Raw genomic sequence first — 24,576 nt, 5'->3', positions numbered from 1 at the left:
TTTTTTAAAATGATGTTAATCAGTTTTAAAAAAATAAAATATTTAAATTTTTCTATGAATCGAATAGATAAAAAATAAATTATCAATTTTTAAAATAAAAAAAATATTATATAAATGTTTAATAAACATAGTAAATAGTTTCAATATCTATTTTATTACAAATTTTAATAGAAATATAAACTTTAAAAATATGAAATACTAAACAATAAGAGCCGAGAAAGGGCGAATGAGTTCAAATATCAAAAATTTGAATTATTGATCAATAAAAAATGTCACTAGTATTGCTTTCTAGGTTATAATAACTTAACTTAATAAAGTAACGTTAACAATGCAGTCAAAAGGAGATTGTGATGCCTAGTAAAGACAGCAAAAAAAAGAAGAAACAAGACAAAGCGAAGTCAGCTCCTGTTGTAAATCAATCAAAACCTCAAGAGCCACAAGCAGTTGCAAAAGATTCAAAAAAGCGTTGATAATCAACGCTTTTTTGTTTTAAACTCTATCAAAAAATTAAATATACAATTAAGAATTAAATATCTTTACATCATGTCTAACTTTTTTCATAGAAGTCAAACTCAATATGTTCATTACATATTCTTGAATTAAAGAATGTTTTTTTACTTCTTCTTTAATACACAATAAAGAGGGAGCAATAATAAAATCTGGGGTGCTAATTTTATCCCCTAAAACAAATTTATTTTTTGCTAAATTTCTATTTAGAAAATCAGCGCAAAAAACAAACTTTCTTACATTTTCTTCAACAATTGATGGGATTCTTTTTTCCTCAGGGTACCATTTAGAATGAAACAAAATTTGAAAACAGACAGGGTCGAGAGTGCTAACAGCAAAATACATCATTTCTTCATATTGAGCGATTTCTTTTAAATTTTTATCTGGAAAATAAAGTCTATCTTTATACTTTCTAGCTAAATAATTACAAATAGCTCCCGATTCTGAAATATGAATACCGGTTTCGTTATCTATTAAGAAAGGAACCGTTCCATTTGGATTTATTTTTAGGAAATCCTCAGATTTATATTCTTTTTTTGGAATGGAAATTGTCTTTTTATTGTAAGGAATCTTTATTTCTTCGAGTAAAAATTTGACTCTATCAGAGCGAGAGGCAGGGCTTTCATAAAGAATGATTTGATGACTTGACACAACAGTCTCCTTCTTGCAATGAATTCAATGGTGTCATTATAGAATAACCTTGAGTCATTAGGAAATTTATGAGGAATAAAGTATTTAAGGAAAACCCAAATCAAGTCTTTCACCTACATGCTAAAAAGTCATTGGGACAAAATTTTTTAAATGATCAAAATATTATTGAAAAAATAGCTAGTTCTATCAATTCTTTATTTCTAAAAGATGGTAACAAATATTTACATGAAATTGGTCCTGGCTCGGGATCGCTTACAAAACCATTGCTTGATAGAGGAATTCACATTCTTGCTCTAGAAAAAGATCAAAGAGCTGTAGACGGCTTGAATGAAACTTTAGTAAAAAGTAATCCTGATCAAATTAATGTGGTTCAAACTGATATTCTAAAATGGTCTCCAGATAATGATAAAAAAATTTCAAATTTAAATAAAACGATTTGTGTTGGTAATTTACCTTATTATATTACAAGTGATATATTATTTTGGTTTTGCAAATATAAAGAATTTTATAATCATGGAATTTTTATGGTGCAAAATGAAGTTGCTGATCGTTTAAATGCAAAGCCAGGAACAAAAGATTATGGAAGATTAACAGTACGTATACAGTTGTTTTTTCATGTGCAAAAGCTATTTGAAGTTCCATCACATTGTTTTGTTCCAAGGCCAAAAGTAGATTCTGCGATTATTCAATTAACTCCTAAAGATTTTTCTTTTCCTACGTTTGAAGAAGATAATGCTTTTAGTAAATTCACAACAGTTTTATTTAGTGCGCGTAGAAAAATGTTACGTCGTGCACTTGCTGCTCAATTAGGTGAGTTAGAAAAAAAAGAACCGGGAAAAATAGAAAGTTTTTGGAAATTAGCTCATCAACATGGTATTAGCGAAGAAACTAGGCCAGATACTCTCCCGCCAAAAACAATATTAGCATTCCATAAATTTTTTTTAGGGATTAATTAAAAAAATTTATATTGAAAATCATTATCAATAATTTTTTAATTTTTTTTACGAAATTATCAAAAGTGTATATCAAATTTTAATAACAAAAATATATGATGCAAAATTTACGCATAGAAAAAAGCTGATACTATTAGAAGATTTCTTTATAAATCAATTTTTAATATTTTAATTGATAATGATGATCTAAAAGATTGATTACGGTTATGCTTTAAGCAAAGTACGATCTTATTGTTACGCTTGCAATTTGCTATATGTGAGTATTAGCTTTATATGTTTGGCATGATGAGTGTTTGGCTCAAATTGTTTATAAGGTCGTCATGTTTTTTTTGTCTTTTTTTAGGAGAATTGCTCTATGTCGGCAAATTCTGGTTTTTTAACGAGTACCATTGGTAAAAAATACTTTATGGCTATTACAGCCATAGTATGGTCATTGTTTGTTATGGTTCATATGCTTGGTAATTTATTAATTTTTATTGGTGCTGAAGCATATAATAAATATGCGCATGCATTAACAGCAAATCCTGCAATTTATATAATAGAGGCCTTTTTGTTAGGTGTTCTTTTAATACATGCTTTCACAGGAATTAGTTTAGTTATCCGAAATTCAAGATCGAAACCTAAATTTTATTCTGTAACACCAGTAAAAGAAAAATCAGCATCTATTACCTCACGCACCATGATTTATACAGGTTCTATTGTTTTAGCATTTGTAATTTGGCATTTAATTACATTTAAATTTGGACCAACATATCTTGTTACTTATGATGGTGTACAAATGCGCGATTTATTTAAACTGGTTCTAGAAAAATTTCAAGATCCTGTTTATGTAGCTTCATACTGCATAATTATGGTTTTAATTGGAATGCATCTTTATCATGGTGTGCAATCTATTTTTCAAACACTTGGAATAAGTCATCCCCGTTATAATAAATTTTTTAAATATTTTGGCTACACCTACGCAGTTATTGTTTCAGCGGGTTTTTTCTCTCAACCACTTTTTGTATTTCTTGCAAGGTAACAAAATATGACATTTAATTTTGATTCAAAAAGTCCAACTGGTCCTATTGAAGATAGATGGACAAATCATCGTTTTTCATCAAAGCTTGTAAATCCTGCGAATAGAAGAAAACACTCAATTATTATTGTTGGAACAGGACTTGCAGGCGCTTCTGCTGCAGCTTCATTAGGTGAAATGGGTTATCATGTAAAAAGTTTTTTTATTCATGATTCTCCAAGAAGAGCTCACTCTATTGCTGCTCAAGGTGGAATTAATGCGGCAAAAAATTATAAAAATGATGGCGACTCCATTTATCGCTTATTTTATGAGACGATAAAAGGTGGCGATTACCGCGCCCGCGAATCAAATGTTTATCGTTTAGCAGAAACATCTGTTAGAATTATCGATCATTGTGTTGCATTGGGTGTTCCATTTGCTAGAGAATACGGCGGCCTTTTAGATACAAGATCGTTTGGTGGGACACAGGTTTCTCGTACTTTTTACGCACGTGGACAAACAGGACAGCAATTATTAATCGGTGCCTATCAGGCTATGATGCGTCAAGTGTCAGATGGCAATGTGGATATGTATCCGCGCCGTGAAATGCTTGAAATAGTAATGGTAGATGGCCATGCACGCGGTATCATAGTTCGTAACCTTATTACAGGTGAACTTGAAGCGCATCACGCCGATGCTGTTGTACTTGCAACAGGTGGCTATGGTAACGTCTTTTATTTGTCAACAAATGCAAAGGCATCAAATACATCTGCAATTTGGAGAGCTCATAAAAAAGGAGCCCTTTTTGCAAACCCATGTTATACACAAATTCATCCAACTTGTATTCCCGTTTCTGGTGATCATCAGTCTAAGTTAACACTTATGTCAGAATCTTTAAGAAATGATGGGCGTTGTTGGGTTCCTAAAAATCTAAATGATACTAGAATGCCTTCACAAATTCCTGAAAATGAACGTGACTATTATTTAGAACGCCGTTACCCAAGTTTCGGTAATTTAGTTCCTAGAGATGTGGCTTCAAGAGCGGCAAAACTAGAATGTGATAATGGACATGGTGTAGGTCCTTCTAAATTAGCTGTATTTTTAGATTTTCAAGATTCGATAAATAGATTGGGCGAAGACAAAATTAGAGAAAAATATGGAAACTTATTTCAAATGTATGAAAAAATTGCAGGTGAAAATCCATATAAAACTCCAATGAGAATTTATCCAGCAGTTCATTATACAATGGGCGGACTTTGGGTCGATTACAATTTACAATCTACTATTCCAGGCTTGCATGTTCTAGGTGAAGCAAACTTTTCGGATCATGGAGCAAATCGCCTTGGTGCATCTGCTTTAATGCAAGGCCTTGCTGATGGTTACTTTATTATTCCAACAACTCTTACGAATTATATTGGTGGAACAAATTTACAAAAAGTAACAACAAATAATCCAGAGTTTAAAGAAGCTATGGATAGTGCAAAAAATCGTATCAATAAAATACTGGGAATTAAAGGTAACAAAACGGCAGATCAATTTCATAAAGAGCTTGGTCATGTCATTTGGGATTACTGTGGTATGGCTAGAAATAAAGAAGGTTTGGAAAAAGCTCTTAAAATGATTCCAAAAATTAAAGAAGAATTTTGGAATAATATTTCTGTTCCTGGAACAGGCGAGCAATTAAACCAAGAGCTCGAAAAAGCAGGACGTATTGCAGACTTTATTGAGTTAGGTGAGACAATGTGTCTAGATGCTCTAACAAGAGAAGAGTCCTGTGGCGGCCATTTCCGTGAAGAACATCAAACTCCAGATAATGAAGCAAAAAGAGACGATGAAAAATTTGCCCATGTTGCTGCGTGGGAATTTAAAGGTGAAGGTAAAAAACCAGAACGTCATGTTGAAGAATTAAAGTTTGATTATTGTCACCCAACCCAACGCAGTTATAAGTAATAAAAAGGATAATGGCCTTATGGAAAGTAAACACGAAAGTAACAAAATGATGACTTTGCACCTTAAAGTGTGGAGACAAAAAAATCCACATTCTGAAGGTAAGTTGGTTGATTATGAACTCAATAACGTAAATCCAGATATGTCCTTTCTTGAAATGTTAGATATTTTAAATCAAAAGCTGATATTAAAAGGGGAAGAACCTGTTGCTTTTGATCATGACTGTCGAGAAGGAATTTGCGGTTCATGCGCTATGGTAATTGATGGCAATCCACATGGACCACAAAAATCAACTACGGCTTGCCAGTTGCACATGAGACACTATCATGATGGACAAACAATCGTTGTTGAACCCTTTTTAGCAAAAGCATTTCCTTTAGTTAAAGATCTTGTTGTCGATAGAAGCGCATTTGATCGTGTTATCCAAGCTGGTGGTTATATTTCAGTGAATACAGGAAGTTCTCCAGATGGAAACGCTTTACCAATTCCAAAAGAAAATGCCGATTTAGCGTTTGATGCGGCAACATGTATTGGTTGTGGAGCTTGTGTTGCTGCTTGCCGTAATGGGGCTGCCATGTTGTTTGTTTCTGCAAAAGTATCACAACTTTCTTTGTTACCTCAAGGACAAGCAGAAAGAGCGGAACGAGTTGCAAAAATGGTTTATCAAATGGATGCAGAAGATTTTGGTTCTTGTACAAACATGGGAAGCTGCGCTGGTGCATGTCCAAAAGATATTAGTTTAGAGAATATCGCAAGGCTAAATAGAGAGTTTATGCGTTCCATGATTTCGGGACGTAAAAGTTATCCAAACCGTAAAGGTGGTGCAAGCGAAGGTTCTCCTGCCTAATTAAAAAAATAATTCATAATAAAATTAAAAATAAGATTATGAATTATTTTTATTTTTTTTATAAAATAATTTTCAAATTTAAGATCAATAATAATGAAAAATTTTTAGTCAAAATTAACCATATTTATATAAAATGTTATTCATATTACAATTAAAAGAATTTAATAAAGTGTATTTTATAATAAATTGAAATTAAGGTATTAATATGACTAAAATAAAGTTATATAATTTTATTATTCTATTATTTTTGTTCTTTACATTCCAAAGCGCATATCCAAATAAAGAATTGCTTTTTTCAAATGTAACTCCACCAGAAAATAATCCAAAAGAAATAAAACAAAGAAATGATTTAGAAAATAAAAAATATCAATCATTAGAGTCATTTTCAAAAGTTCTTAATTTATTAGAGTCAAACTATGTTGAGCCTAATGCCGTAAATCCAGATGTATTAATTGAAAAAGCTTTAAAAGGGATGACTGCAGATCTTGATCCTCATACAACGTATTTGACTCAAAAACAGTACTCTGATTTTTCAACGGATACGAGTGGAAAGTTTGGTGGTATTGGTGTTGTCATTAATCCTGCAGGTGGAAAATTAGAAATTGTTGAAATTATTGAACGCTCTCCTGCTGAAAGATCTGGATTAAAAGTAGGAGATATTATTTATTCGGTAGGTAATATTGTTGTTACCCCTAAAACTATAGAAGAAGCTTTAAGCAAAATGCGTGGAATTATAGGAACTGATGTTACTTTAGAGTATTTTACTCCAGATAAAAATGGGAAACAAAATATTATTAAAAAAGTAAAAATTGAAAGAGAAATTATTAGAAGCAATAGTGCTTCTTTAACTCAGCTTTCAAATGGCTATGCGTATACAAGATTAACCATTTTTCAAGAAGATGCCTCGGAGCAACTAGGAAAATATATTAAATCTTTCGAAGCAAAAAATAATGGAAAAATAAAAGGGTTGATTCTTGATTTAAGAAATAATCCGGGTGGTTTACTTGATCAGGCAGTAAAAGTAACAAACTTATTTATTGATTCTGGAATTATTGTTTCTACAATAGGAAGAGATTTAAATAAACCAGATGATGTAGAATACGCAATTAAAAGAAACACATTATCAAATTTTCCAATGATTGTTTTAGTGAATGAAGGCACAGCAAGTGCAAGTGAAATTGTAGCTGGTGCTTTGCAAGATAGAGAAAGAGCAATTATTATGGGAACCCAAACTTTTGGAAAAGGTAGTGTTCAAAATATTATTCCTCTGCCAAATGGAGGAGCTTTAAAAATGACTATTGCGCGTTATTACACTCCGAAAGGAAGAAGTATTCAAGCAAAAGGAATTACCCCGGATATTCCTTTAATTTCACAAAGTATTTTAGGAAAAGTACAACAATTACAAAATGAAGGTCCCAATCAGCGTATTCCAAGAAGAGAAGCAGATTTAGATAAGCATATAGAAGCTAAAGATCAAGATACGATCGCATTACAGGGAAGACAAAACGAAAATGAAATTGAAATTAATTCATGGCCATCGAATTTAAGAGATGATTATCAAGTACGGAGTGCTTTTTTATATTTGAAAAGTATGGGTAAATATTCTTATCTTCAAGATAATTCAAGATAACTTAATTTTTAATCTTTTTTGTCATATAGAAAGGAAAGAGGAAAGGACTCTTTCCTTTGTTTTTTAATGAGGTAGAAAGATGGCAAAATTAATTATTGTTGGCTCTGGCATATTAGGATTATCTGTAGCTGAATATTTAACAAGAGAAATATTTCAGGGAATAGAAATTAAAATAATTACAAATAATCACAAATTTTCTGGATCTAAAGCAGCAGCAGCAAATTTAGCAACAAAAGGTCAATTATTTGCTCGAGATTCTCATTTTGAACTTAAATTGCACGGTAAAAAAATTTATAAAAATTGGATTCATAATTTATTAAAAGAAGATAATTGTTCTTTACCCATTGACACTATTTTTAAAAATGGGGAAGGCATAGATTATTTTACATCTAGCAATAATAGAGATAAGCACTATTTAAGAGTAAAGCAAGATGATAATTTATTAAAGAAAAAAAATCTTCCTACAAATTCAATACTAAAAATAGAAGAAAATAAAATAAAATATTTAGATGAATCTTGGGTTGATGCTCAAAAATTATTAAATATATTAAAAAATGTTTTAATAAAAAGGGGTGTTTTATTTGAAGAAAATAATTTTTCTGAGAAAAAATATCATGAAATAATTAAAGATAAAAAAATTGAACATTTAATTTTTTGCACAGGTGCTTGGACAAAAAGTTTATTAGAAAATTTAAACATTCCATTGCCTTTGCAAATGACAAAACAAGAAAGATTAACATTTGGGTCTACTTTTTTTGGAGATAACATTATTCATAATATTAATAATAATTTTATTTTATCTGAAAAAATATCTAACGACTTAAAATCTAAAGTTACTTTTAGTGGTATTATAAATAAAACTTATATATCTTCTTCAAGTTTAAGAATAAAATCAATTAATGAAGTGAATTTAAAAGAAATAAATTTAAAAAATAATATAATATTAGAATTAGCTAAAAATAATATAGATGATTCACCAAATTTAAGCGAAATAAATGAATTATCACAATTAAATGGTTTTAGGGTTGGCTATGGTCATACTGAAGTTGTTTTAGATAAATTAAATATTTCAGAGTCAAAATTTAAAGCATTTGTTTGCACTGGAGCGCATAAAAGTGGGTATCTTTTTGCTCCTGTTATTGGACATATAGTGCAAAATTTACTCTTTAAATAAAATGCATAAGTGGTAATATTATCTAAAAATATAAAAGAGGAAACAATATGATAGTTTTTTTAAAGAAATTTTTTAACAAAATCATTTTTTTTTCTTTTTTAACTCCATTAAATATTCAAGCACAAAATGCTCAACAAGAGATTCCAGTTCAAACCCCTCCATTACAAGGAACTGGGGTTCAAAGAGTTGGAAGTGCTGCTATTCCTATTCCATCGCAAAGTTTAGATTTAATGGGATCTCCAAGCGTTACTTTACCAAAACCCCAAGGTATTTCTATTCAACCAGTTCCGATGAGCCCTAAAAAATTACCTTATGACTCCACATATATGACAGGAAGAATTATTTACTTAAATGGTGTAAATATTAACTCAATAAAAAATCAAGAACTTGAAAATGTAAATATAAATATAGATGGTAATGGAAATATTTATATTGATGCGCCCCATTATGAAATAGGTGTTGAACAAAGTTATCATCCATTAATGCCAGGAGAATTGCCTAAGTTTTCTAAAACAGAATATTCTGATTTACCAGTTCAAAAAGGAGTTTATTCTAAAGAAACAGGAAAATTGGCGCCAATGGATAAAGCTCCTTCAACTCCTTTAATGCAGAAGGAATTTGCTCCTTCAGTACCATTAAAAGATCAAGCTCCAATGCAAATGAAACCACAACCTTCTCCTTCTGTTGAGACAAGTTCTTCACCAGAAGCATTAAATAATGAAAATCCTTCAGCTCAGAATAATATACCAAAAGAAGCAACTAAAGGTACAAATTAATAATTAATTATATAATTAAAATTACTTAATTTGACTATGTATTTATTTTCAAATATTCTTTTTCATTAGATAATTTAATTTCTCAATCAATTATCTTTCTTATTTTTTATTGTTTTATTATTTTTTTCGAGGAATTTTTTAATAATGAGTTTTATAAATGTTGATAAATTAGATAATAATCAATTAAAATCTAATCCAAATAATCTTTTTGGAATTGTCTGTGCTTTATCATGTGTTGCAGCAACAGGAATTGGCTTTGGACTTTCTTTGCCATTATTATCCTTTGTCATGAAAAGAATGGGGTATTCTTCAACTATAATAGGTTTAAATACAGCTATGCCTGCATTAGCAGCTATTATATTAGCTCCTATTTTTGTTAAATCTATGGAAAAATTTGGGCTAAAAATATTTATCTTTTTTAGCATTATAATTGGGATTTCTTCATTTTTTAGCTTTTATTTTACTCAAAATTTATTGTTTTGGTTTTTATTAAGATTTGTTTTTGGCGCGTGTCTCGATAGTGTTTTTGTTGCCAGTGAAACTTGGATCGCTGAATTATCTTCAGATTCAATGCGTGGGCGAATCATGGGCATTTTTTCATCTTGCTTGAGTATCGGCTATTTTTTAGGGGCTGGAATACTAACAGTAACTGGATCACAGGGAATTACGCCATTTATTGTTGGAGCAACTTTTTTATTTTTAGTTTTATTACCATTATTTTTAGCAAGAAAAAAAGTACCAAATGTAACAAGTGATCATGGTGCATCTTTATTTCCTATTATTATTTCTACTCCAATCGCAATGGCTGCGGCAGTAGTATATGGTTACTTAGAAACAACTGCTTTTAATCTTTTACCTATTTATGGTGAAACAAGTGGTTTGAGTGAAAAAATATCTGTTTCTTTATTAATATCTGTTGGATTAGGGCAAGCATGTCTTCAGTATTTTGTAGGAGCTATTGCTGATAAATATGGTGAAATAAGATCGTTAATAATATGTGCTTTAATCGGAATTTTTGGTGCAATTGGAATTAAATTGTTTATAACAACACCTTTCATTTTATACTTTATTTTATTTTTTTGGGGTGCTTGTATATCAGGCTTTTATACATTGGCTCTAATAATTGTAGGAAAAAAATATAAAGGGAGTAGTCTAGCAGGGGCAAATACAGCAGTGGTTGCTATGTTTGGAGTAGGCTCTTTAATAGGACCACCTATTGTTGGAGCGAGTATGGGTTTGTCTCAATCTTATGGTTTTTTTGTTTCAATGTTATTGCCGGTAACTATTTACTTTATGCAATTATATAGATATTCCAAAAAAATCTAAATAAAATAAATATATAGGATTAAAATTTTGAAAAATTCAACTATTCAATTTTTATTTTTAATTTTACTTACATTTAAGAAGAGTTATCAAAAGTTAGTAGGAATATCTACAAATGGAGCTCGTGCCGTTATTATTAATGATAAGGAAGAGGTTCTTTTAGTAATGCATACTTATACACCAGGTTGGCATTTTCCAGGTGGTGGAGTAGATAAAGGAGAGTCCCCAAGAGAAGCTGTTATTCGAGAAGTTCGTGAAGAAGCAGGTGTAATAGTTCAAGAAAATCCAGTTATTTTTGAATGTTATTTTAATATATATGGTGGAGTAGATGATATTGTCAGTTTATATATCATTAAAAAATTCCAAATTCAGAAAATTAAGAGTAAAGAAATAGCTGAAGTAAAATGGTTTCCTATTAATAGGCTTCCTGAAAATGCTTCAAAAGCAACAAAACGTAGAATTGCCGAGATTTTTTTTAATTTAGAAAAATCAGAGCGATGGTAAAAAAAAAGGAGATATTATGAAAGTTAAATTTTTATTTGTATTTTTTAGTTTTATTTTAGTTAGTTGTAATTCAACTAATAACTCGAGTAATTCAAATAATGAAACTGTTAAAAAAAGTTCCGAAAAAATTTCTTTAAAGCCATGGATAGGAAAAGATATTGTTGAAGTTTTAAAACATCCAAAATATGGAACTCCAAGTAAAAAAGAAAAAGTAGGAAATAACGAAATTATTTCTTACATGGAATATTTTTCTGCTTCTGGTCATTTAAGTGATAATTCCATTAATGTTAATCTGTTTTGTAAGAGATCGTTTATCTTTAATAGCGAATCTAAAATTATTGATGCAATTGAAGAAGGAAATTGTCAAAATACTATCGAAAATCTACCAATTGAAGAAATAAAAAAGTAGAAATATTTTATTCAAATAAATGTTCAGTGAAGTGCTAAAAAATGGAATTAGATGTAGCTAATAATATTGCTCATAAAATGAATAAAATGCTTTTAATTATTTCTTCTGAATGCCATTCTCAAATTAAAATTAAACCTTTAAAAGAAGATAATACTCATTTAGAATATTTTTTATCTTTCCCACTCGAAGCTAGAGAGGAAATGGCAAATTATTTAGGAATAAGTTTAAAAACTCTTCAAAGAATTTATGAAAATCCAATTAAAATTTTAGATGACTATAATGTCGTTTTAAAACTAGGAAATTTTTTTGATAAAACATATCCTGAAATGATTTGTCTATTTTTTAATGTTTTACAGCATGAATTTAATCATGATCCTTCTACTTCAGCTTTTTTAAAAGAAATACATTTAATTGATAAAGAGTTATCTGTAGAATCTAGAAGGGAATTAGTAAGATTATTGGTGTTAATTAGAAAAATGAAAATACCTGTTCATGGTTTTTCAATTGTTGTAAGACAAATGATATATAAAAAGTGTTTTACAGAAGAAAATATAAACCGTATAAAAAACTTAATTGATAACTTTTGATTTATTAAAATTTTCTATCATATCCATTATTTCATTATATGTTATCGGCCTTTTTTGAAAAAATAAATCAATTTTTTCTTTCATATAAATTGGAATATCTTTTTGAATTTTCTCATTAAAACCAGAGCACAAAATTATTTTTCCATTAAATTTTTCTTCTTCATTTTCAATACCACCTATTAAATTTGAGTTTATAAAATTCACTCCATTACCAAAATCAAAATCACTAACAATTGCAGCAATATTGGTTAGATAATTATTCCCATTCATTTTTTCTTCATCAATATGGCAGAAAAATTCATCAGGTGTTCTAAAAAATAAGATATTTGCGTCTATCATTTTTACTTCCCAGCCATGCCATATTAATTCGTTATCTTCTATGATTACAACAAGTGGCTTATCTGATTTTGTGCAAAATTTAATTTTTTCCTTTTCCTTTAAATTTTTTATACTATTTTCAAGAATATAATTTTGGTTCAATTCATATTTTTCTTCGGAAGCTCTTACAAAAAATGAAAAACAAGTTATATTTTGATTATGTAAAAATAATTTACTTCCATTTTTTTGTAAAATTTCTTTTAAATTTTTTAATCCAATGCCATGTCCATCAGGTTTATTTGTAAAGCCATTTAATATTTTTCCTCTAATTTCTTTTGGAATTTTAACTCCGTCATTTGATATTTCAATTAATATGATTTTTTTTAATTTGTAAAACCAATTTTGAGTTATTTTTACTTCGATTTTTGATGCTAAAACATTTTCATGTACAGCATTTTTAATAATAGTATTAAATGCTAAAAAAAGAGTACTGCGATCAAATTTTATTTTATGGCCTATATTAATATAACAAGAAAGTTTTATGTGTGTATTTCCAATATTTTTCCAGACCTCTTCAAGAACATCCAAAGGATTTATACTTTCAATTCTAATTTTTCTTAAAATAATTTGAGCTACATTGTTATGATGAAGTGCAGCATGAATGCTAGATTTAAGATCATAAGGATATTTTAATATATTTTCCTGATTAACAAGCTCATGCTCTATCATGTTTTTAATATTTTCAAGAGTTTTAGATTCAATTTTTTTGGCGGTGTTTTTAGCAACTTTTGTTTTTAATATAGAAATTGGAATCATGATAAAAAAGATAAGACTCAAAAAAACTAAAATATTTAATATTGTAAATACTTCAATAAATGTTGTTCCATCTTTAAAAATTTTATAGTCTAAAGCTTTTTTATAAAACTTTAAAGTATATTTTTTTTGCTGAAAAACTTTTTCGTTAGCTATTTTATATGAATATATAGGAAATGAAACACCAATAATTAGTGAGTTATTATAAATAAATATAGAATTTACTTTCTTTAAAATTCCTTCTAAAAGAATAACATTTTTAATTTCAGAAATAGATGAAGCATTTGTTTGCCAAATTGGAAATTTATTATCTTTGCATTGAACGCAGTCCCAAATTTCTGCTGCAAAAAAGTTATTTTTTTCTACTCTTTCATAGACATATATTGAAGAAGAAACTTCAATCAACCTTCTATAAGCTTCCAAAGAATAATTATTTTGCATTAAGTATTCTGTATATCCAAAAGTTGAAAGATAATAATCTTTTAATTGGTGATTTATAATTATAATATCTATAATTAGAAATAAAAACGATATTATTACTGATGTTAAAAGCCAATAAAATAAATGAAATTTTTTATTAAACTTTTTTAATTTTTTATTGATCATATCAAAAATTTCTACTTATTAAGTTTTAATTCCCATACCAGTATTTTAATAGGGCTGTATTGGTTACCAAATGAAGAAATTCGATTTTTTCTATATAAAAATGAAATGCGCATTTGAAAAACTGTAACCATGATATTATTTTCTGTAAAATATTGGCTTAAATTTCTTGAAAAAATAGGGCTTTTACTTAAATTCTTAGTAGCATCAAAGTATAAATTTTCAAATACAGGATCATCTGGATATATATTATCAAAAAAAGAGCCTTTTTTAAAATAAGCAAAATTAGAGTTTGGATCTGTTGTTGATGTATCGAAACCTGTCCACCATAAAACATTTTTGTCATTTTTTTTGAATTTTGTATAATTCATGTTTGTATTATGAAAAAACACATGAATTCCAATTTCTTGCAGCTGATTTTTAATTTCAATAATATAACTTTCGTTATTTAAATCTTTTTTTGTATTCCAAAAAGTATGAACATGAAAAACTTTGTCCTTCCAAAGTGATTCAGGTATGGTTTCCATTAACTTTTTAGCTTTTTCTAAATTTCTTTTTTGAATAGGAATTTCAGCTCTATAATTTTTTTGCCATCCCGATGCAGGTAACATTTGATCATCAGCGACAAATTCGCCATAGGGCGAAGATTTTGCAATTTTAAACCTATCTAGAGCTAATGATATTGCTTTACGAAAATTTGCATTGGAACCGAGTTCAGTTTTATAATTAAATAAAAATCCTGCATTTGAATAAATATCAGGAAAAATAATATGGCTATCAAAATTTAAATTTGCTTTATTTAAGCCAATATATCCCTTAATGTCTCCTGTATCACTATCGCTAAATAAAAATCGAATAAACTTAGGAATGTCTTCTTTTTCATTTACTTTTTCAATGACAAAGATATGTTTGTTTAAATCTATTTTTACTACTTTATATTTTCCAAAACCAATTGGATATTTTTTCCATTTTAAATAGGATTCATCAAACTCTTCTATTGGCACTATAGGCAAATAACCTGTAGAAATTTTTTGAAAAAAATGACTATTTTCCCTTTTTAAATTAAAGATAATATTATATTTATCTTTTACTTTTAAACCAGAAATAAGTCCTGAAGGATAATTAAGAGAATCAATTTTAATATGCTTAATTTTTTCCTTTTTTAAATTATCAATTCCTACGATATCATCTAAAATTGTTCTTGCAAAATTGTCATTGTTAAATGATAATAATTGTTTTATAAAAGAAAATTCAACATCATAAGCTGTTACTTCTCTTTTGTTATGAAATAATATTCCCTTTTTTAAATTTGCATAACAAATATTTCCATCACAAAAAAATCTTTCAAAGAGCGCATTTTTATCAGCTGATTCTTTAAACGTTCCATTAAAAGAAATTAAACTGCCATGTACAGCAGCAGAAAATGTTTCAACAACATAAGAAGAAACATTTATATAATTCCACGGTATTTGAGGTTGGTCTGAAAGATTTAATGTGATTGTTTGGCTATCTGGAAATTGATTTGAGTCTTCGTACTTATTGCTTGTTATCCTATTATTTATGATAACAAGAATAAATGTAATTATAAATAGAAAACCAAAATAAATAGGAAATTTTTTCTTATATTTTAATTTTTCAATATCAACCATGGTAATTCATTTTATTTCTATATAAAACATTGATTTTAGTCAATTTTAAAAAATTGACTTTCTTTTTAAATAAAGTAAATGGACTGAGAATAATGATTTCCAAAAACCTTATTTCATTATCCTTAAATCATTTATGTTATCATGTCATCAATATGATTAATAAAAAGATAAAATGGTTATGGATATTTTTTTATTAATCATTTTAAAAAAAAAATTTATTTTACTCCTTTAATTTAATCTCCCAAATTGCGAGACGAATGCCATTATATTGGTTTCCTAAGCTAATAATTTTTCGAGAATCGTATGATAGTGTCATTCTTTGATTCATAATAACTGTCATAATATTTTTTTCAGTAAAGTAAGCGCTTAATTTTTGAGTCTCTTCCGGAGAGTCTGTAAAATGATTTATAGAGTTTTGAAAAAGCCTTTCAAATTCAGGATCATCAGGGTGCTCGTAAGTAAAGTAGGATCCTTTTCTAAAGTGAGAAAAATTTTTATTTGGATCAAAATTAACAAAACTTATTCCAAATCCTGTGAACCAAAGAATATTTTTATCTCCCTTGCTAAATTTGTCATATTCAACGTCAGTATCTAAAAATTTTACATGGAGACCTATTTGGGCTAATTGGTCTTTTATTTCAGTTATGTAAGGAATTGAATTAATGTCTTTAACATCATCCCAATACGTTGGAATTAGCAATAGTTTATTTTGCCACAATTCCTTTGGAACTTTTTCCAAAAGTTTTTTTGCTTCAGGTATATTTTGTTTTTGAATTGGAATTTTTGCTCGATAAGTACTTTGCCAGCCAGAACTTGGAAGCAATTGGTCTTCAGCATAAATTTCATTAAATAATGATTTTTTTGCTATTTTTTCTCTATCTAAGGCAAGTGAAATAGCTTTTCGAAAGTTTTCGTTTTGGCCTAATTCCGTTTGATAATTATAAAGAAACCCTCCATTGGAATAAACATCATAAAAAGTTAGTATTTGTTCATATTCCGATAACTTTCTTTGCGAGTTAGCAAGTTGCATTTTTATATCACCAATATTTTTAGAACTAAAAACAATTTTTACACTTTTTGGAATGAGTTCTTCTTTTAAAACTTTTTCTAAATGAAATTCGTAGTCTTTTAAATTTGCATGTATTACTTTATATTTGCCAAAACCCACAGGGTATTTTTTCCAAGAGACATAATCATTTTTTAATTCTTCTATGGGAACAATAGGAAGTCTTCCTTCCGAAATTTTATGAAAAAAATTTTCGCTACTACTTTTTAAAATAAATTTTAAATTATAAAAATCAATTACTTTAATCCCTCTTAAATATTGTGATGGATATTGAATATTATTAATAGATAAATGTTTGATATTTTTTTTGTTTAAACTTTCTATGCCTTCAATATCATTTAAAATTGTTTTTGTGAAACTATTTTTTTTATGAATTAGTAGTTGTTTTATAAGCGAAAATTCAACATCATAAGCGTTTACTTCTCTATTATTATGAAAACGAACTCCCTTTTTTAAGGTTGCATAACAAGTTTTTCCTTCACAAAAGTATTTTTCAAATAATACATTTTGATTAGAATTGTCTATAGAGCCTAGTTTATATACTGAAGTTAGACAACCATGGACTGCTGAAGTAAATGTTTCTACAACTTGAATTGCAGCTTGATCAAGATCCCATGGAGTTTGAGGAACTTCTCCCATATTAATAATTAAAGAGTCATTCAATATATTTTTTGAAGAAGACTGGTTTTTAGGATTGTTATTAAAAATTATATAAAAAAAATAAAATAAAGGTAATATTAAAAATACCCATTTATATTTTTTAAATAAAAAATATATCGTATTTTTCATAAAAATCCTTATAATTTCGTAGACTGTGTTCTATTGTTTAGAATATTAATATTCTAAGTTTAAATTTTTTATACTATTTGTAGAAAACTGTCACGAATAATAAAATATATTTTTTAATCAATACAATAGATTACCAAATAATTTTAAAACATGTATAATTATATTTATTCAAGCTAAATATGAAATTTAATTTCCGAAACTTGAAATTGAATGCCATTTTTTTGTTTTCCAATATAAGCTATTTTTTTGGTGTTAATAGATGCTGTTATGCAATGGTTATAAATAATAGTCATTAAATTTTTTTCTGTAAAATATTGGCTCAGTTTTTTTATATTTTCTATTGAATTATGAATATCATGGTAACTTTTTTGATATAATAATTCATATTGTGGATCCTTAGGATATTCATAGCTAAAATAGGATCCACGTTTAAAATAGGCAAAGTTTTTTAGAGGGTTCCGATGAGAAAACGAAAACCCTGTAAACCAAAGAATATTTTTATCATTTTTTTTAAATTTATCATATTTTATATTTGTCTCTAAAAAATTAATATGAATACCTATTTCTGCAAGTTGTTTTTTTATTTCTTGCATATAAGAAAGTGAATTTATATCTTTTGTATCGCAAAATGTAGGGACTTCAAAAATTTTATTTTGCCACAAATGACTTGGTACTAATGATAGAAGATCTCTAGCTTTTTGAATGTCTTTGTGTTGGATTGGAGTTTCTGAGCGGTATTTTTTAAATGGTTCTTGCTCTGGTAACATTTGATCTTCTGGTATGATTTCATTAAATAAAGCTTTTGAAGCAATTTTATTTCTATCTATAGCAAGTGAAATGGCTGTTCTAAAATTTTCATTTTGACCTAGTTCTGTCTGATAGTTATAAAGAAACCCAGCATTAGCATAAATATCTTTAAAAATAATATGTTTATAATTTATATTATTTGTTTCACTAAATAAAATATTAATGTCTGAGTTATGATTAGAGCTAAATAAAAATTTTATGTATTTTGGCTTATATTTTTCATATTGAACTTTTTCTAAAATAAATTCATGATTTTTAAAATCGGCATCAATCATTTTATATTTACCAAAACCAACGGGAAATTTTTTCCATTCAATATAATTTTCTTTTAACTCTTCGATAGGAACAATTGGTAGTTTTGAGTCTGAAATTTGCTCTAAAAAATTTAAATTATTATGTTTAAGTTCAAAAATAAGGTTATATTTGTCGATTACTTTAATCCCTAAAATATAATTTGAGGGATAATTAATGTGATCAATTAGAATATATTTGATATTTTGATAGCTTCTATTTTCAACGCCAACAATGTTTTGTAATATGGAAAGAGTGGTGTCATTTTTATTATTTAGTAAATATCTGTATAAGGAAAATTCAATATCGTAGGCATTTACATTTCGATTATTATGAAAATAAATATTTTCATTTAATGTTATATTAATAAAATTATTTATATAATGTATTTTTTTAAAAATAACAATTTCATTATCTAAATTTGAATTTAAAAATAGTTTTCCATGAACTGCAAAATTAAATGTTTCTAAAACATGAATGGATGCTTCAAAATTATTCCAAGGAATTTGAGGTATTTCTGATAAATTTAAAGTCAAAACTTCTTTTTCATTTAATATTTTTTTATTAGAAGCATTGCTATTTTTTTCAATTTTTATTGCTATTAAGGAAGAAAAAAATCCTGATATAAAATAAATTATTTTGAATAAAAATGATCTTTTATTTGAATTTATCATGAATTAAATTCCTTTATAACACTAGCAAGGCTTTACTAAATAGTTGTATGATAAGATTCACAATCAAAATCTTATTATTTTCATTTAATATATTTAGATATTTTTGTCATCGATTTTATAATAATATGTAATTTTGAAAATATGGTTATGGTTTTTAAATTTGACTTCTAATTTTTACTTCCCAAATAGCAAAACGAATACCATTGTATTGGTTGCCTAAACTTATTACTTTTTGAGGGTTATATGAGAGGGTCATGCGTAAATTAAATATAATAGTCATAATATTTTTTTGTGTAAAATATTTACTTAACATTTTTACAGAGTTTGGATTGTTGTATATTTTGTTTGCAGACTCTTCATATAATAATTCATAAATGGGATCAAAATGATGCTCATGCTTAAAATAGCTTCCTGATTTAAAGTGGGCAAAGTTTTTATTGGGATCGCTAGTAGCAAAACTAAAACCTGTAAACCAAAATACATTAGGATCATTGTCTCCAAATTTATCGTAATCATTATTGGTGTTAAGAAAAATGGTTTGTATTCCTACATTGGCAAGTTGTGTTTGGATCTCTTTAATATAAGGTAGAGTATTTATTTCTTTTGCATCTTCCCAATACGTAGGAACCTGAAATATTTTATTTTTCCATAAGTTGTGAGGTATTAAATTTAAAAGACGTTTTGTTTCTTTGATATTTTGTTCTTGAATAGGGATATCTGCACGGAACTCTTTAAAATAACCTGAATTAGGAATAAATTGATCTTCAGCTGAAAGTTCATTAAAATAAGAAGATCTTGCTATTTTATCTCTATCAAGTGCAAGTGAAATTGCTTTGCGGAAATTTTCATTTTTGCCGAGCTCTGTTTGAAAATTATATAAAAAACCAGCATTTGAATAAACATTTGGAAAAATAAGTCTGTGCTCATTTTGTTCATTTCCAATATTTGGTTTTCCTAATAATAATTTAATGTCTCCAGTTTCATTCGAGCTAAATATCAGCCGAACTTTTTTAGGTATTTTTTCCGATAAATTTACTCTTTCTAAATAAAAAATATAATTATTAAAATCGACATCAGTTACTTTGTATTTGCCAAAACCTACAGGATACTTTTTCCAATTGATGTAATCTTCTTTTAATTCTTCAATGGGAACAATTGGAATTTTTCCATCGATAATTCGGTAAAAAAAGTAATTGTTTTTTCTTTTTAATTTGAATTCAATATTGTATTTATTTTTAACTTGAATTCCTTCAACTAACTTGGAAGGATACTCAATATTATTGAATTTTATAATTTTTACTTTCTCGTTTTTTACATTGTTAATCCCTACAATGTCATCTAAAATTGTCTCAGCATAATTTGAGTCTTTTTGAGCAATTAATTGTTTAATTAATGAGAACTCAAGATCATATGCCGTGACTTCTCTATTATTATGAAAATATACCCCTTTTTTTAATTTTGCAAAACAAGTTAATTCTTTACAAGAATAACTTTCAAGTAAGGTATTTTGATTTGTGTTATCTATTGAACCATGAATATAAATAGGCGCAAGGCTTCCATGAACTGCCGCAGTAAATGTTTCAATAATATGTCCCGCGGCCTGTTCTGAGTTCCAAGGGATAACAGGAAGTTCTGCCATGTTTATTGTTAATATTTCATTTTCATTTATTATGTTTAAATTTTCATTTTTTTTATTTGCATTAAAAAATAAATAAAAAATATAAATAAAAAAAGAAATAGCTGGAAAATATAATATAAGTAAAAACTTTTTAAATTTGATTTTCATATGAGTCTATTTTTAAATTAATTTCTAATTTTTATTTCCCAAATAGCAAAACGAATGCCATTGTACTGGCTTCCTAAACTTATTACTTTTCGGGGATCATAAGAAAGTGACATCCTTTGATTTAAAATAACGGTCATAATATTTTTTTGTGTAAAATATTCACTTAATATTTGAGTTGCCAGAGGATCGAGTGATAAATCGCTAGCCGATTTTTGATACAACTCTTCGTATTCAGGATCATATGGGTGCTCATTTTTAAAGTATGATCCTTTCCTAAAATAAGCAAAGTTTTTAATTGGGTCGCTATTGGCAAAACCAAATCCAGTAAACCATAATACATAAGGATCATTGTCTTTAAATTTTTCATAATTGATATTTGTATTTAAAAAGTTAGTATGTATTCCAATCTCTGCAAGTTGGCTTTTAATTTCTGTGATGTAAGGTAAAGTATTAATTTCTACAACATCTTCCCAATATGTTGGCACTTGAAATATTTTATTTTTCCATAAATGATGGGGTACTAAATTTAAAAGACGTTTTGCTTCCGCAATATTTTGTTGTTGAATGGGTCTATTTGCCCTAAATTCTTTAAAGTAAGCTGAGTTTGGAATAAGTTGGTCTTCAGGAGTGAGTTCATTAAAAAAGGAGGCTCTGGCAATTTTATTACGATCTAATGCAACGGAAATTGCTTTGCGAAAGTTTTCATTTTGCCCGAGTTCCGTTTGGTAGTTATATAAAAAACCCCCATTAGAATAAACATTTGAAAAAACAAGCCGGTGTTCGTATTCTTCGTTGCCTCTATTAGGGCCGCCAAGTAACATTTTTATATCGCCAACTTTATCGGAGCTAAACATAAGCTCTATTTTTTTTGGAATTTTTTCATTTAAATCCGCTTTTTCCAAATGAAAGACATATTTTTCTAAATCAGCATCTGTTACTTTATATTTACCAAAACCCACAGGGTATTTTTTCCAATCGACATAATTCGGTTCAAATTCTTCAATAGGAACAATTGGAATTTTGCCATCGGAAATGCGGTAAAAAAAGTAATCGTTTTTGCGTTTTAGTTTAAATTCAATTAAATATTTATTTTTAACAACAATTCCTTCAACAGCTCCAGATGGATATTCATTATTTCCTTCTTTTACTATTTTTATATTTTCTCTGTTAACATTATTTATACCAACAATATCATCCAAAATAGCTTCCGCATAATTTGCGCCTTTTTGAGCGATCAATTGTTTTGTTAAAGAAAATTCAATGTCATAAGCATTTACTTCACGATTGTTGTGAAAATAAATTCCTTTTTTTAATTTTGCTTGACATGTTAATTCTTCTATACAAGAAAAATTTTCAAGCAGAGTATTTTGGTTTGAGTTGTCATTAGATCCGTGACCATGAATGGGAGCGAGGCTTCCATGGACAGCTGCTGTAAAGGTTTCAGCTACATGGACAGCAGCTTTTTCTGTATTCCATGGAACTTGTGGAATTTCAGCCATATTTATAGTTAAAGTGGCATTATCTGAATAAGAGTCTGGATATTCATTTGCTTTTAAATTATTTATATTTGGGTTTATATAAATATACGTTAAAAAAGCACCTATTCCTATAATTGGTCCAATGAGAAGTTTTCGATTTTTTATAAAATTTAAATTCATTTAGATATTCCTTTTATATTCGTTTAATTTATTAAATATAAATTAATCTTCTTTTAATTTTATTTCCCAAATAGCTAGACGTATTCCATTATATTGATTCCCTAAGCTAATAATTTTTTTAGAATTAAAGGAAAGAGACATTCTTTGATTAAAAATAATTGTCATTACATTATTTTCAGTAAAATATTGACTTAAAAGTTTTGTATATTTTGTTGTTTCTTTAACATATTTTGTAGATAATTGATATAGCTCTTCAAATTTTGGATCATTTGGGCTTTCATAAGTAAAATAGGAGCCTTTTCGAAAGTGTCCAAAATTTCTGTTTGGATCTTTGTATGAAAATCCAAACCCCGTGAAATAAAGAACGTTGGTATCTCCTTCTGTAAATTTATCATATGCATTGTCAGTATCTAGGAAATTAGTTTCAATTCCAATTTCTTTTAATTGCTTTTTTATTTCTATAACATAAGGAAGGGTATTTACATTATCGCTATATCCCCAATAAGTTGGCACTTGAAATACTTTATTTTTCCATAAATGATGCGGTACTAAATTTAATAAGCGTTTTGCTTCTTTTACATTTTGTGTTTGAATTTTAATTTCACTGCGATATTCTTGTTGCCAACTGCTATTTGGTAGCATTTGATCTTCAGCTTGCAATTCTTTAAAGGCAGATGCTTCTGCTATTTTATTTCTATCAAGTGCTAATGAAATTGCTTTTCTAAAATTTTTATTTCTTGCTAATTTTGTTTGATAATTATATAAAAAACCTGCATTATTATGAACATTAGCAAAAATAATTACTTTATCATCTTCATTGGGAACTCTCTTAGGTTCAGAGAGTAATATTTTAATATCACCCCCCTTTTCTGAACCATAGATTAATTTTACGTATTTTGGAATATTGTCTTCTTCAGAAACTTTTTGTAAATAAAACTCAAAATTTTTAAAATCGGCTCCAGTTACTTTATAAGGTCCAAAACCTACAGGATATTTTTTCCATTTTAAAAAATCATTTTCGAGTTCTTCGATTGGAACAATAGGTAATCTTCCATCAGAAATTCGTTTGAAAAATACCTTGTTTTCTCTTTTGAGTTTAAATTGGATATTATAATTATCAATAACTTTTATTCCTTCTAAAACATTTATAGGATAACTTAATTTATTATATGTTATGTATTTTATATTTTCTTTATCAATATTATCTATTCCAACAATATCATCTAAAATTGATTTAGCAAAATTGCTTCCATCTTTTGACAAAAGTTGTCTAATTAAAGAAAACTCTAAATCATATGCGTTCACTTCTCTGTTATTTTGAAAAATAATACCTTTTTTTAAAGTTGCATTACAGATAAATTGTTCGCAAGAATATTTATCTAGTAAAACCCTTTCATTTGAAATATTTTTAGAGCCTAGTTCAAACATGGGGGTAATGCTTCCATGAACAGCTGCAGAAAAAGTTTCTGCAGTGTGAACTCCGGCTTTTATCGTGTCCCAAGGAATTTTAGGTGAATCTGAAATATTTATAATTAAGGTTTCTTTCTCAGGGGGGCTAACATAACTAGATTCAGCTTGAGCGGAATTTGTATTTATAAAATTTAAAATAAGGAAAGCGAAAGTACTCCCATATTTTGCTCGCGTTTTTTTTAAAACATGATTTAATTTCATTTATTCCCTTTAATTGAAATTTATGATTATAATATTAAATTATTTAAAATAGATGTTTTAAATTGATAAAAATTTAAAACATTTAAAATTATTTTAGTATATTATAAAATTTTTGTCATCTTTTTTTTAATATCTAATAAATTAAA

19 protein-coding genes are annotated in these 24,576 nt (G+C 27.7%); 11 read left to right on the top strand and 8 right to left on the bottom strand.

Annotated features, from left to right (window positions below; genetic code table 11):
• Positions 1-519: 519 nt before the first annotated feature.
• Positions 520-1,158, bottom strand: coding sequence for a glutathione S-transferase family protein (locus tag GCL60_RS14630; protein ID WP_161998233.1), 639 nt, complete (start codon positions 1,156-1,158; stop codon positions 520-522).
• 68 nt (positions 1,159-1,226) lie between these two features.
• Here GCL60_RS14630 and rsmA point away from each other — a divergent pair, with 68 nt between their 5' ends.
• The 11 genes from rsmA (at position 1,227) to GCL60_RS14575 (ending at position 12,305) form a co-directional block, all read left to right on the top strand.
• The gene (rsmA, locus tag GCL60_RS14625) at positions 1,227-2,114 is read left to right on the top strand and encodes a 16S rRNA (adenine(1518)-N(6)/adenine(1519)-N(6))-dimethyltransferase RsmA (RefSeq protein WP_153421418.1); all 888 of its coding nucleotides are present in this window, start codon (positions 1,227-1,229) and stop codon (positions 2,112-2,114) included.
• Positions 2,115-2,466: 352 nt separating this feature from the next.
• Entirely contained in the window at positions 2,467-3,132 is a 666-nt protein-coding gene (locus GCL60_RS14620; protein ID WP_153421417.1) for a succinate dehydrogenase cytochrome b subunit, read from the top strand.
• 6 nt (positions 3,133-3,138) lie between these two features.
• Complete coding sequence (locus GCL60_RS14615) at positions 3,139-5,058, top strand: fumarate reductase/succinate dehydrogenase flavoprotein subunit (RefSeq protein ID WP_153421416.1); 1,920 nt, start codon at positions 3,139-3,141, stop codon at positions 5,056-5,058.
• A 19-nt stretch (positions 5,059-5,077) separates the two neighbouring features.
• Positions 5,078-5,902 carry a succinate dehydrogenase/fumarate reductase iron-sulfur subunit gene (locus GCL60_RS14610; RefSeq protein ID WP_237639069.1) on the top strand — a complete coding sequence of 275 codons (825 nt, stop codon included), beginning with the start codon at positions 5,078-5,080 and terminating at the stop codon, positions 5,900-5,902.
• A 205-nt stretch (positions 5,903-6,107) separates the two neighbouring features.
• Positions 6,108-7,532, top strand: coding sequence for a S41 family peptidase (locus tag GCL60_RS14605; protein WP_153421415.1), 1,425 nt, complete (start codon positions 6,108-6,110; stop codon positions 7,530-7,532).
• A 79-nt stretch (positions 7,533-7,611) separates the two neighbouring features.
• Complete coding sequence (locus tag GCL60_RS14600) at positions 7,612-8,706, top strand: FAD-dependent oxidoreductase (RefSeq protein ID WP_153421414.1); 1,095 nt, start codon at positions 7,612-7,614, stop codon at positions 8,704-8,706.
• Positions 8,707-8,753: 47 nt separating this feature from the next.
• Positions 8,754-9,482, top strand: a complete 729-nt coding sequence (locus GCL60_RS14595) for a hypothetical protein (protein WP_153421413.1) — start codon at positions 8,754-8,756, stop codon at positions 9,480-9,482.
• Between the two features lie 144 nt (positions 9,483-9,626).
• Positions 9,627-10,808 (top strand): MFS transporter, encoded by a 1,182-nt coding sequence (locus GCL60_RS14590; RefSeq protein ID WP_153421412.1) that lies wholly within the window; start codon positions 9,627-9,629, stop codon positions 10,806-10,808.
• A gap of 27 nt (positions 10,809-10,835) precedes the next feature.
• Positions 10,836-11,309 (top strand): NUDIX domain-containing protein, encoded by a 474-nt coding sequence (locus GCL60_RS14585; protein WP_161998232.1) that lies wholly within the window; start codon positions 10,836-10,838, stop codon positions 11,307-11,309.
• A 16-nt stretch (positions 11,310-11,325) separates the two neighbouring features.
• Positions 11,326-11,718 carry a hypothetical protein gene (locus GCL60_RS14580; RefSeq protein ID WP_153421410.1) on the top strand — a complete coding sequence of 131 codons (393 nt, stop codon included), beginning with the start codon at positions 11,326-11,328 and terminating at the stop codon, positions 11,716-11,718.
• A gap of 41 nt (positions 11,719-11,759) precedes the next feature.
• Positions 11,760-12,305 (top strand): hypothetical protein, encoded by a 546-nt coding sequence (locus GCL60_RS14575; protein ID WP_153421409.1) that lies wholly within the window; start codon positions 11,760-11,762, stop codon positions 12,303-12,305.
• Here the strand turns inward: GCL60_RS14575 and GCL60_RS14570 are convergent.
• The 7 genes from GCL60_RS14570 to GCL60_RS14540 all read right to left on the bottom strand — a co-directional run bounded on the left by GCL60_RS14570 (position 12,288) and on the right by GCL60_RS14540 (position 24,430).
• Positions 12,288-14,042 carry an ATP-binding protein gene (locus tag GCL60_RS14570; RefSeq protein WP_153421408.1) on the bottom strand — a complete coding sequence of 585 codons (1,755 nt, stop codon included), beginning with the start codon at positions 14,040-14,042 and terminating at the stop codon, positions 12,288-12,290. The two genes, GCL60_RS14575 and GCL60_RS14570, sit on opposite strands and share 18 nt — an antisense overlap.
• An 11-nt stretch (positions 14,043-14,053) precedes the next feature.
• A complete protein-coding gene (locus GCL60_RS14565) occupies positions 14,054-15,688 on the bottom strand; it encodes an ABC transporter substrate-binding protein (protein ID WP_153421407.1) in 1,635 nt (544 codons plus the stop codon).
• A 220-nt stretch (positions 15,689-15,908) separates the two neighbouring features.
• A complete protein-coding gene (locus GCL60_RS14560; protein ID WP_153421406.1) occupies positions 15,909-17,543 on the bottom strand; it encodes an ABC transporter substrate-binding protein in 1,635 nt (544 codons plus the stop codon).
• Between the two features lie 173 nt (positions 17,544-17,716).
• The gene (locus GCL60_RS14555; RefSeq protein WP_153421405.1) at positions 17,717-19,315 is read right to left on the bottom strand and encodes an ABC transporter substrate-binding protein; all 1,599 of its coding nucleotides are present in this window, start codon (positions 19,313-19,315) and stop codon (positions 17,717-17,719) included.
• A 154-nt stretch (positions 19,316-19,469) separates the two neighbouring features.
• Positions 19,470-21,101 carry an ABC transporter substrate-binding protein gene (locus GCL60_RS14550; protein ID WP_153421404.1) on the bottom strand — a complete coding sequence of 544 codons (1,632 nt, stop codon included), beginning with the start codon at positions 21,099-21,101 and terminating at the stop codon, positions 19,470-19,472.
• 17 nt (positions 21,102-21,118) lie between these two features.
• Positions 21,119-22,759 (bottom strand): ABC transporter substrate-binding protein, encoded by a 1,641-nt coding sequence (locus tag GCL60_RS14545; protein WP_153421403.1) that lies wholly within the window; start codon positions 22,757-22,759, stop codon positions 21,119-21,121.
• Positions 22,760-22,801: 42 nt separating this feature from the next.
• A complete protein-coding gene (locus GCL60_RS14540; protein ID WP_153421402.1) occupies positions 22,802-24,430 on the bottom strand; it encodes an ABC transporter substrate-binding protein in 1,629 nt (542 codons plus the stop codon).
• Positions 24,431-24,576 lie beyond the last annotated feature (146 nt).

Origin of the sequence: Silvanigrella paludirubra, from assembly GCF_009208775.1 — a bacterium.
In the GTDB taxonomy this organism is placed as follows: domain Bacteria; phylum Bdellovibrionota_B; class Oligoflexia; order Silvanigrellales; family Silvanigrellaceae; genus Silvanigrella; species Silvanigrella paludirubra.
Note: the sequence above shows the minus strand (reverse complement) of the source record. Positions and strands in the feature narration are given on the sequence as shown.

Bases quoted from the DNA above. Each gene is read 5' to 3' on its own strand.
- rsmA (WP_153421418.1), top strand. From the start codon at position 1,227: ATGAGGAATAAAGTATTTAAGGAAAACCCAAATCAAGTCTTTCACCTA.
- GCL60_RS14615 (WP_153421416.1), top strand. From the start codon at position 3,139: ATGACATTTAATTTTGATTCAAAAAGTCCAACTGGTCCTATTGAAGAT.
- GCL60_RS14575 (WP_153421409.1), top strand. From the start codon at position 11,760: ATGGAATTAGATGTAGCTAATAATATTGCTCATAAAATGAATAAAATG.
- GCL60_RS14560 (WP_153421406.1), bottom strand. From the start codon at position 17,543: ATGAAAAATACGATATATTTTTTATTTAAAAAATATAAATGGGTATTT.
- GCL60_RS14555 (WP_153421405.1), bottom strand. From the start codon at position 19,315: ATGATAAATTCAAATAAAAGATCATTTTTATTCAAAATAATTTATTTT.
- GCL60_RS14550 (WP_153421404.1), bottom strand. From the start codon at position 21,101: ATGAAAATCAAATTTAAAAAGTTTTTACTTATATTATATTTTCCAGCT.
- GCL60_RS14540 (WP_153421402.1), bottom strand. From the start codon at position 24,430: ATGAAATTAAATCATGTTTTAAAAAAAACGCGAGCAAAATATGGGAGT.
- GCL60_RS14570 (WP_153421408.1), bottom strand. From the start codon at position 14,042: ATGATCAATAAAAAATTAAAAAAGTTTAATAAAAAATTTCATTTATTT.
- GCL60_RS14610 (WP_237639069.1), top strand. From the start codon at position 5,078: ATGGAAAGTAAACACGAAAGTAACAAAATGATGACTTTGCACCTTAAA.
- GCL60_RS14580 (WP_153421410.1), top strand. From the start codon at position 11,326: ATGAAAGTTAAATTTTTATTTGTATTTTTTAGTTTTATTTTAGTTAGT.
- GCL60_RS14605 (WP_153421415.1), top strand. From the start codon at position 6,108: ATGACTAAAATAAAGTTATATAATTTTATTATTCTATTATTTTTGTTC.
- GCL60_RS14620 (WP_153421417.1), top strand. From the start codon at position 2,467: ATGTCGGCAAATTCTGGTTTTTTAACGAGTACCATTGGTAAAAAATAC.
- GCL60_RS14565 (WP_153421407.1), bottom strand. From the start codon at position 15,688: ATGGTTGATATTGAAAAATTAAAATATAAGAAAAAATTTCCTATTTAT.
- GCL60_RS14545 (WP_153421403.1), bottom strand. From the start codon at position 22,759: ATGAATTTAAATTTTATAAAAAATCGAAAACTTCTCATTGGACCAATT.
- GCL60_RS14590 (WP_153421412.1), top strand. From the start codon at position 9,627: ATGAGTTTTATAAATGTTGATAAATTAGATAATAATCAATTAAAATCT.
- GCL60_RS14595 (WP_153421413.1), top strand. From the start codon at position 8,754: ATGATAGTTTTTTTAAAGAAATTTTTTAACAAAATCATTTTTTTTTCT.
- GCL60_RS14600 (WP_153421414.1), top strand. From the start codon at position 7,612: ATGGCAAAATTAATTATTGTTGGCTCTGGCATATTAGGATTATCTGTA.